The sequence below is a fragment of the Bacillus sp. J33 genome, from assembly GCF_000518885.1.
GTDB lineage: Bacteria > Bacillota > Bacilli > Bacillales > Cytobacillaceae > Cytobacillus.
The window spans coordinates 1-9,720 of sequence record NZ_JAEL01000148.1 but is presented as its reverse complement, the minus strand read 5'-3'; the positions used below and the strand labels follow the sequence as shown (position 1 = coordinate 9,720).

8 protein-coding genes and 1 pseudogene are annotated in these 9,720 nt (G+C 40.4%); 3 read left to right on the top strand and 6 right to left on the bottom strand.

What is annotated here, in order from left to right:
- Together L634_RS0127135 and L634_RS0127130 are read right to left on the bottom strand one after the other, a co-directional pair.
- Positions 1–224, bottom strand: a pseudogene (locus tag L634_RS0127135) (IS4 family transposase); the annotation flags it as partial.
- A gap of 131 nt (positions 225–355) precedes the next feature.
- The gene (locus tag L634_RS0127130) at positions 356–598 is read right to left on the bottom strand and encodes a hypothetical protein (protein WP_026585110.1); all 243 of its coding nucleotides are present in this window, start codon (positions 596–598) and stop codon (positions 356–358) included.
- Positions 599–892: 294 nt separating this feature from the next.
- Here L634_RS0127130 and L634_RS0127125 point away from each other — a divergent pair, with 294 nt between their 5' ends.
- A complete protein-coding gene (locus L634_RS0127125; protein ID WP_026585109.1) occupies positions 893–1,111 on the top strand; it encodes an alpha/beta-type small acid-soluble spore protein in 219 nt (72 codons plus the stop codon).
- A 67-nt stretch (positions 1,112–1,178) separates the two neighbouring features.
- On the opposite strand, the gene fumC is transcribed toward L634_RS0127125, so the two are convergent.
- The 4 genes from fumC to L634_RS0127090 form a co-directional block, all read right to left on the bottom strand.
- Positions 1,179–2,561 carry a class II fumarate hydratase gene (fumC, locus tag L634_RS0127120; protein ID WP_026585108.1) on the bottom strand — a complete coding sequence of 461 codons (1,383 nt, stop codon included), beginning with the start codon at positions 2,559–2,561 and terminating at the stop codon, positions 1,179–1,181.
- A 471-nt stretch (positions 2,562–3,032) separates the two neighbouring features.
- Entirely contained in the window at positions 3,033–4,976 is a 1,944-nt protein-coding gene (locus L634_RS31895) for an ABC transporter ATP-binding protein (protein WP_442852723.1), read from the bottom strand.
- 65 nt (positions 4,977–5,041) lie between these two features.
- Positions 5,042–6,799: an ABC transporter ATP-binding protein gene (locus tag L634_RS0127105; protein WP_026585107.1), complete on the bottom strand. Its 1,758-nt coding sequence runs from the start codon at positions 6,797–6,799 to the stop codon at positions 5,042–5,044.
- A 584-nt stretch (positions 6,800–7,383) separates the two neighbouring features.
- Positions 7,384–8,172, bottom strand: coding sequence for an alpha/beta fold hydrolase (locus tag L634_RS0127090; protein WP_026585106.1), 789 nt, complete (start codon positions 8,170–8,172; stop codon positions 7,384–7,386).
- A gap of 330 nt (positions 8,173–8,502) precedes the next feature.
- Between L634_RS0127090 and L634_RS35025 the strand changes: the two genes are divergently transcribed.
- Entirely contained in the window at positions 8,503–8,835 is a 333-nt protein-coding gene (locus tag L634_RS35025; RefSeq protein WP_026581951.1) for a transposase, read from the top strand.
- Entirely contained in the window at positions 8,775–9,683 is a 909-nt protein-coding gene (locus tag L634_RS0127075; protein ID WP_442852692.1) for an IS3 family transposase, read from the top strand. The genes L634_RS35025 and L634_RS0127075 overlap by 61 nt, the downstream gene beginning before the upstream one ends.
- The last annotated feature ends 37 nt before the right edge of the window (positions 9,684–9,720 follow it).

The following is a 9,720-nucleotide window of genomic DNA, read 5'->3' as shown; positions in this document are numbered from 1 at the left end:
ACCCCAGTGGAAGCTTCTAACTGACTGCACAATTGTGTAAGTGATGTGCTAGCGATTTCTTGACTAAGCCATACGCAAAGGGCAATGAGTTCGTTTGCTTGATACTTACTAGATCGCTGTACAAAGCCAACTTGTTTGGCGATATCTTGTAAGACTACTGGAGATAAAAAGTATTGTAGTTCTTGTGCAAAAAGATTCAGTTCATTTGAAATGATAGGATTCATCAAAAACGCCATCCTTTCTCGTAAACTTCTTACGATAAGCATAGCGTTTTTTCATTTTGAGGGTATGATTTTAACTTCGCTTGATGGGCATGGGGCTTGACCAGCATGGCGGGGTTTTAAATTGCTGATATCTATTCTTTAATAAATGTAACCGTATCATAGCCGCATGATGGACATTTTAGCAGATGCGGACATTCCTCTTTTTTATAATCCCCAGGATAGCCATCTTCCAACTTCATTTGGTCAATAGGCATATAGGCGCTGTAGTCATCATAAAAATCCATGATTCTTCCGCTGTCCTCCATTTTCTTTCCACAGGAGCTGCAGGTTGCTTCCAGTTTTTCAAATCCATTGCAAACGGGACAAATAGCCATTTTCAGAACCTCTCACTTTCATTTTTCAAGGTTTATTTCTAATATGTTTTGTTTGTTTCAGCTTTGTTATGTAAGACTCCTAAACAGAAAGCTTTCAAGGAAAAAATTCCCGATTTAATAAGAGAATAAACTTTTATAAATCAAACATAATAGAAGGTAAATACAGCGGCAGCAAGGCCGCATACCTAAATCGATGGGTTAAGCCAGGCAGTGGAGCAGGATATTTATCCTTGCGCTGGTGCAATTCCAGCTAACCCAGCCAAAACCAACAAAAAATTATGAGGAGGAAATCACATGAACAACCAAACATCTAGCAGAAGCAATTCCTCAAACCAATTACTAGTACCAGGAGTAGCACAAGCACTAGACCAAATGAAGTTCGAAATCGCTACTGAATTTGGCGTAAACCTTGGTGCAGAAACAACTTCTCGCGCTAACGGATCTGTTGGTGGAGAAATTACAAAACGCCTTGTACAAATGGCTGAGCAGCAGCTTGGCGGCGGTTCATTCTAATAACTTAGCAGGAATAAATGAATAAATATGGCTGGGCCCTCCTTCTCGCAAGGGGGCCCTTTTATATTTACACCATCTTTTCAGGAACAACCCATTCTTCATATTGCTTCTCAGTAATGTAGCCAGTTTTTAATGCGGCTTCTTTCAATGTTGTATTTTCCTTGAAAGCCAGCTTGGCAATCTCGGCTGCCTTTTCATATCCAATATGTGGATTAAGGGCAGTTACAAGCATTAATGACCTTTCAACATGGCCTTGAATGACTTCTTCATTAGCTTCCAGTCCTTCCATACATTTCTCATTGAAGGAAGCCATTCCATCAGAAAGGATTCTAATGCTTTGAAGAAGGTTATAAATAATGACTGGTTTAAATACGTTTAATTCAAAATTGCCCTGGCTTGCAGCAAAACCGATAGAAGCATCATTTCCGAAAACTTGGCAAACTACCATCGTAAGGGCTTCACTTTGTGTTGGGTTTACCTTTCCCGGCATAATTGAGCTGCCCGGTTCATTAGCTGGGATCGAAAGTTCCCCTATGCCGCTGCGCGGTCCGCTTGCCAGCCAGCGTACATCATTGGCAATCTTCATAAGATCTGCTGCAAGCGCTTTGATCGCCCCATGTAAATGAACAATTTCATTATGGCTGGTCAGCGCCTGGAATTTGTTTGCGGAAGAGCGGAATGGATAACCTGTGAGGCGGGAAATTTCTTTTGCCATTTCATCTCCGAATGACTTACCTGCATTGATTCCAGTTCCTACCGCTGTACCTCCAATTGCTAAATCCAAGAGATACTTTCTTGCCTCCCCAAGCATTTCTTCATTTTTTTCAAGCATGGCCCGCCATCCGCTTATTTCTTGGCCTAATGTAAGCGGAGTTGCATCCTGCAAATGGGTTCTTCCTATTTTGACGATAGTATTATAGGCACTTTCTTTTGTTTCAATCGTCTCTTTTAATTCCCTTAATGAGGGAATTAACCTTTCTTCCACTTCCGTATAAGCAGCTATGTGCATGGCTGTCGGAAATGTGTCATTTGAACTTTGAGACATATTAACATCATCATTTGGGTGGACTTTCAAGTCATAATGTCCCTGTCCCTTCAGTATTTCATTGGCCCTTTTTGCCACAACCTCATTCACATTCATATTCGACTGTGTCCCGCTTCCTGTCTGCCAAACCACCAGCGGAAAATGGCCGTCGAATTTATGTGCAAGAATTTCATCGCATGCTTGCGTAATAGCTTCCTTTTTTTTATCAGGAAGCTTGCCGAGCTTATTATTCACTACCGCAGCCGCTCTTTTAACCTTTGCAAACGCATAAATCAGTTCCATCGGCATTTTCTCGATGCCGATCTTAAAATTATCCTTGCTACGCTGAGTCTGCGCTCCCCAATATTTATCAGCCGGAACCTTCACTTCACCTAGTGTATCTTTCTCGATTCTAAAATCAGCCAAATTTCATACCTCCTTAAAATAATCACTATAGTTCATATATATTCTTTTCCCTGATTTTCAAACTTTAATGATAAAATTTGGAATTCAGGAGAATTGTCCAAAAAAACTGCTGACTGTGGAGCCGGCAGCTATTGCTTAACAATCGTATAGCCAATGAAGTATCCAAGTACCATAATACTGGCAATTGCCAATGTAATAGAAAATTCCTCCACGTTACATCCCTCCAAATATGTATGATAATTTCAAGCTATCATGGAATGGATGTCAGGGAATATGTGACTCAGTACTATTCTGTGTCGGAGTAATGAATGTTTTATGAACATAATCGCAAAATTTCCTTACTGAGATCTGGAACCTTCAAGGACATTAATTCCCCCAACAACATCTTGCCCAAAAACGAAAAAAAATGCTTTCAAAACAAAAAACTGACTCAAAAGAGTCGTTTTTCAACGACCTTTTGAGTCAGCCTCTTTACCCAGCAAGTGTCGAACCCTGCTGAAGCTGATACATTTGATAATACTTGCCCTTTTGCATCATTAATTCGTCATGATTACCCTTTTCGACAATTTTTCCCCTGTCGAGAACAAGGATTTGATCAGCGTTGCGGATAGTTGACAATCTGTGGGCGATGATAAAGGTGGTTCTTCCTTTTTTCAGGACATCCATCGCTTCCTGAATAATCAATTCTGTTTCGGTATCAATGCTCGAGGTAGCCTCATCCAGTATTAAAATGGCAGGATCAAATGCCAGTGCCCGAGCAAAAGATATGAGCTGCCTTTGTCCGCTGGAGAGCGTGCTGCCTTTTTCAATAACCGGCTCATCAAAGCCTTTTTCAAGGTTCTGAAAAATCTTGTCTGCCCCAACATCTCTTAGGGCCTTTTCCACTTTCTCGCGTGAAATATCGGGGTCATCAAGGCTGACATTGGATGCAATGGTCCCGGTAAACAAAAACGGATCCTGCAGAACAATTCCCATATGCTTACGAAGTTCCTGTCTTGGCATTTCTTTAATATTCATGCCATCAATCATGATTCTGCCTTCCTGGCAATCATAAAAACGAAACAGCAAATTCATAATTGAGCTTTTTCCTGATCCGGTATGGCCAACCAGAGCAACTGTTTCTCCGTGCTTCGCTTCAAAATTGATATCCTTTAATACATATTCCTTTTCCTTATAGCCGAAATGCACATGATTAAATGCCACATTTCCCTTATAGCGCGGCATTTTCTTATCACTGATATCAATGCCATCTTCATCAAGCAATGTAAAGACCCTTTCTCCTGCTACAAGTGCCTGTTCCAGATTGGCCAATTGGTTGACAATGCCCTGTACCGGCTGGAAAAGACGGTTAATATAGTCTACAAAAGCATAAAGCATTCCGAGTGAAATAACAGATGATGCCTTTAAAGATTCCCCGCCAAAGTACCAAATAAATGCCACGAACACCACATTCCTTAAAACTGCAACCAAATTGTGGGATGTCAGTGAATTAAGGCTAAGCATTTTATTTTGAAAAGTAAAATGCTCTGTATTCAGTTTTTCAAAATCCTTTTGGGTCTCTTTTTCCCGGCTGAATGCCTGGATAATGCTCATTCCTTGAATCGATTCGTTAATCATTCCGTTAATATCACTTACTCTTGACCTGATGACATGATTGTACTTCGATGCAAACTTACGGTATACTGCCGTCCATATATATAAAACTGGAAGCAATAGTAAGCAAATTGCAGCAAGCTTGGCATTCAGAATAAATAACGCGATATAAATACCCGAAATATAAATAGCGCTTGTAAAAAATGTCGCTAATACAGTGACGTACAGCTCACGTATCGCTTCTGTATCGTTCGTTATTCTGGCAACTACCTTTCCGGCGGGCAAATTATCATAATAGCTGATTGGAAGCCTTTGTATTTGTCCAAAAACATCCTTTCTCATCTTCTGGATAATCCTGTTAGCCGTCTTTTGAAGATAGAAGCGCTGGCCATACTGAAAAAATGCAGCTATTACCAATAATCCAAAGTAAAATGCCAGCAGCTGAATCATTTTCGGAATTTCCGGCCTGTAGAATTGCATTAACTCCTCCCTCGTCAGCGCCTTCCCTTCGTAAGCTTCTGTTTGGCCGCCTTTTTCAATCAATAGGGTGCCGTCTTTAAAAGTTCTCTCCCCATCGAAAGCAATTTCCCCATTCACAAAGATAAACTGGCTTCCTGCCTGCAGAATACGAGCCTGATCCAATTTTTGCTCTCCATTGGATATATCCTGCTCTTTTTTATAAAAATCGCCATTATACCCAACTGCTTCTTCGCCACCTTGCGTTTGGTACCAAACAGATTCAATGCCAAGGATATGCTCATCAATCATCTTCTTGGCGATAAATGGACCTGCGAGATCAGCTGCAACGGCTACCGTAAGCATTAGCAGCGCGGCAATAATCATTTTTTTGTAATGAAGTGCCTATTGATATAACCGCTTCCCTGTGGTCATGAAAGCACCCCCTCTTCCGCAGCAGCTTGAGTTTGCTGCCTCACAAATTGTTCCTTGTACCAGCCTTCCAAAGCCATTAGTTCTTGATGTGTGCCTTCTTCAACAATTTCGCCTTCATTAAGGACAATAATATGGTCTGCATGCTGAACCGCGGACATCCGGTGCGTTGTAATAATCGTCGTTTTGTTCTTCCGTTCAGATCGGATATTATCGATGATTTTTTTCTCTGTTTTCGCATCAACTGCGGACAATGAGTCATCCAATATCAGAATTTCCGGGTCTTTTATAAGTGCACGTGCGATTGAAATTCGCTGTTTTTGGCCTCCTGATAAGGCAACCCCTTTTTCCCCGACAAGCGTTTCAAGCCCTTCAGGAAGGAGTTCGAGATCCTTGCGGAATGCCGCCAGATCAATCGCTCTCTCCATATCCTCTTCAGTTGCATCCTCTTTTCCAAAAAGGATGTTTTCCCTGACAGTTCTTGAAAACAGAACATGATCCTGTGGAACATAGCCGATCCAGCCTCTTGTTCTTTCAAGAGCCTGTTCTTCAATCGGAACGTCTGTAATCGCAAGCATACCATTTCCAGCAGGGTACTCCCTCAACAGCTGCTTAATAAAAGTGGTCTTTCCGCTTCCCGTTTTTCCAACAACCCCCAGAGTTTCTCCACGCTCAATATGCAATTGGATCCCCTTCAGATTTACTGCTTTGGATGAAGGATATTTAAAGTCAACATCTGAAAATGAAACATGGTCCGGTGTATCAACCAAAGAAGGTACTTCGGGATTCTTTACATCCTGTTCTGCAGATAAAGTTTCCTGAACGCGATCTAAAGACGCATTGCCTCTCTGCATGACATTAATTAATTCTCCGATTGCAAACATCGGCCAAATCAGCATCCCTAAATACACATTGAAGGATACAAGCTGGCCCAATGTAATGGACTGATGGAACACAAGGTAGGCCCCATATCCAAGCCCAATAAGATAGCTGAGTCCAACAATGATTTTAATAGTTGGCTCAAACAAGGAATCAATTTTGGCAACTTCAATATTTTTCTTATATACATCCTCCGTCAAATTATGGAAACGCTGCTGATCAGCTCTTTCCTGCACATAAGCCCGCACCACCCTAACTCCAGAAACCGATTCAAGAACCCGGTCATTCAGTTCACCAAATGCATCCTGTGCACTCATAAAGCGGGTGTGTATCTTCTTGCCGTACACTTTTATTAAGTAGGCCATAATAGGAAGAGGCAAAATGGCTGCAAATGTTAATTTCCAGCTCACTAAGAACCCCATCGTAAACAAAATCGTCAGCATAAAAACACTCGAATCCACCAAAGTTAAAATACCAAAACCGGCTGTAACCGAAATGGCTTTTAAATCATTGGTTGCCCTGGCCATCAAATCACCTGTACGGTTTTTCTCAAAAAATGTTGGCGTCATTTTCAGCAGATGTCCCATAAACTGTGAGCGCAGTTTTCTTTCCACCAGGAAAGCACCGCCAAACAGCTGATACATCCATATATACGTAATGGCATAAGAAACAATCGTGATTAAAGCCAATAAACCAAGGTATTCCAGTATTTTTGCGCTATTCATTTCACCCAGATGGATATCATCAATCGCCATCCCGACAAGCCTTGGAGGCATAACATCAAGGATACCGACAATAATTAACAGGGTAATTGCTACCGTATACCGTTTCCAGTTTTCTTTAAAAAACCAGCTTAATTTTCCTAAAATCGAAAACAAAGTCCTCTCCCCTTTCCGGCATAAAGCCCATGACTAATCCTTAACTAGCCGCCGTCCAGATCCTCTTGTAAAAATGCTTTTCTTTCCATTCTTAGTACCTTCATATAAATCTCCTCCTAGTGTTGTTTTTTGCATAAACAGCAACTCACTGTTTATGCAATTATATTTGGAAACAGGCATGGCCTGGGTCTCCCGTTGGAAATTTTCCCCTCAACAAGACACAAAAAGACATACCGCGGCATGCGATATGTCTAAAAGACAAAAGAGCACACGTTACGGAATGTAACCTGTGCTCCAAAAATGTGAAGGATTAACCTGTTTACATTTTTATATGACAAATAGGAGAGGTTACAATTTTTCTGTTTTCAGCTGCTTTTTGAAGATGATGGATTAAGATCATTTTGTACCCCTCCTTTTCATTTTTTTCCATATTGGTAAGATTATCACCGCTTCATTCAAAAGTCAATTGGCTTTTTTCCCATTATTGAAAATTTTCTGTCATCCCAAAAAAAGAATCCTTCATATAAAGGATCTTTTTTAAAGATAATGCAAAGCTGTCAAATTTTAGGAACTGTGCACATTTCTTATGAAGCTAATCTTCTTTTTTGCCTATTAATAAACTCAATTGTAATTCTGTTAAATGTATCCGGTTCATCAATATTACAGACATGACCTGCATTTTTAATAACCGTAAAAGTTGCTGTTTTCGCTTTATGGGCAATTGTTTTTACAGACTTAATAAACAAGTGGTCCTCCTGTCCCATAATGAAAAGGGTTGGAGTGTGGGAAATGCTTGTCTGCAGTTTTTCCAGGTAAGGATTCACCGACTTGGTCAGGGATAGCCAATTAATAAATTCCTTTTGGCACATTTTCGCCGCTTGCCTAACAAATGCATGCCTCGATTCAAGATGGTTTCTTTTCGGCATAATGATCCAGGCAAATAAGCGGTAAAGAAGCATATAAGGGAGAATATACTTTGTCATATTGGCTATGGCAATCAGAAATCTGGTCCGCCAGTTTAATTCCGTTATGGCTCCCCCAAGAATCATGGAAGCCACCCTTTCAGGATGTTCCTTGGCAATCGTCTGAATCACAATCGTTCCCAAAGAAATGCCGACAAAATGAGATTCTTCGATATGAAGATAATCCAGAACATCAACAATCTCCTCGGACACTTCCGAGAAATGATCCCCTTCCTCCCAGGTGCCTCTGCCAGACTGTCCATGTCCGCGCAAATCTACCAGCAGAACATTAAACTGCTTTTTATACTCTCTCATTTGTTTATACCAAATTGCAGAGCTTCCCCCTGCGCCGTGCACAAAGGTTACCCAGGGCAAGGATTCATCTTTCACATATGTACGATAAAATAACATATAAAACTCCTATCCTCTTTCCAGCTTCATTTAATCTAAGTTTGTTTAATTAAAGAGTTTCACTTTATTGTAAAGGATTTCATTAAAAAAAGCTTTTAAAATCACATAATATTCACGAGTTATTTTCAAGTATTTTTTGCCAAACCTTTTATCCTGCAAATACCTTCCCTCTTTTTCATACACAAAAACCAGCAAGCTTTTTTCCAGTCATTTTTTGGGTGCCTTATAAAAAAAACCAGCTGAATCTGTTATTGTCCCCTTTAAGTAGACATTCAAAAAAACCTTCATGTTACCATGGAGGAAAGAATGCTACTTGGAGGGGATTTTTCTATGGCAAAGAAAGGACAAACTTTTAATAGCTATTCAGAGGAGTTCAAACGTAATGCTGTAATGAAATACGTGAATGGTTCAAAGAGTTATAAAGTATTGGCAGAAGAGTTGGGAATCCGTCATTGCAGCCAGCTTAAAGTGTGGGTTAGGAAATGGAAAAATGGAGTACCTTTTGATGAGCGTAAAGGAGTGTTCAATCCTTTAAAAGGCAGGCCCAGGACTAAATTTAAGTCAGTTGAAGAGGAAAGAGATTATTTAAAAGCACAGGTTGAATATTTAAAAAAGCAGTATCCAAATCTGGTAAAGGAGGAAAAGACATTCCCAGAAGAATAAAATATAAACTGATAGATGAATTAAGAAGTGACTATCCTGTCTCCTGGCTGCTAGAGATTGCCTACATCAAACCTGCAAGTTATTACAAATGGAGGAAAACCAACACTCAACGGGAAGAGAAGGCTGGGAAGGAACAGGATATTCGCGAGCACATTATGGGAATCCACTTCATGCATCCCGAATTTGGCCGGCCGCGTATCACAGATGAACTAAATGAAAATGGTTATTCTATCAATCATAAAAAGGTCTATAAGCTTATGACGGAAATGGATATACAATCAGTCATCCGGAAGAAGAGAAAACGACATGGCCATAGTCCTTCAGTCATCTTCCCCAATCGCCTTAAGAGGAATTTCAAGGCTGCTGGACCTAATCAAAAGATGGTAACGGATATTACCTATGTGTCTGTTGGAGAAGAATTTTATTATTTATCCGTTATTCAGGATCTTTTCAATAATGAAATAGTAAGTTGGGAGCTATCCAAGAGAAACGATCTCGAACTTGTGTTAAATACGGTAGATAAATGGACAAAGAAAAAAGACGTAGCTGGAGCCGTTCTCCATTCGGATCAGGGCTTCCAGTATACGTCAAAGCTATACAACAATCGATTAGAGGCTTATGGCATCAAGGGCAGCCACTCTCGAAAAGGAAACTGCCTGGATAATGCCTGTGTAGAATCATTCTTCTCACACCTCAAAACAGAGAAGTTGTATATAGACAAGTGTATTTCAGAAGAAGAGCTAGAGCAAGCCCTTGAAGATTACATCTATCATTACAATTACAAACGAAGACAAAAGAAACTAAAGAAACGCGCACCGATTGAATATCGAAACGCGCTCGCTGCTTAGCTTTTTTAGGTTGTCTACTTGACAGGGGCAAGACCAA